General features: G+C 75.8%; 1 protein-coding gene. It reads right to left on the reverse strand.

Going from position 1 to position 244, the window contains the following annotated elements; all coding sequences use genetic code 11:
• Window positions 1-244: EamA family transporter (locus tag AC0IVP_RS22060; RefSeq protein WP_471759300.1), on the reverse strand; the 244-nt coding region annotated here is incomplete at both ends.

Genomic DNA, 244 nt, shown 5'->3' on the forward strand with positions numbered 1-244 from the left:
CAGCAGTGCCCAACCCAGCAGCACGAGCACCAGGGGCGAGGTGGCCTTGACCGTCGAGGCGACCGCGCTGGGCAGCAGCTGGGCGGAGACGTAGACCAGGGCGTAGAAGACCCCCACGGTCAGCGTGCCCAGCACGGCCGACCGCCACCACCAGGCGCCCCGGGGGAGCCGGCGGACCCGGACCAGGAGCAGCAGGCCTGCCGGCAGTGCCCGCAGCGCGCCACCGGTGAGCGGGACGCCGGCG

It is taken from the genome of Klenkia sp. AC732 (assembly GCF_979256525.1).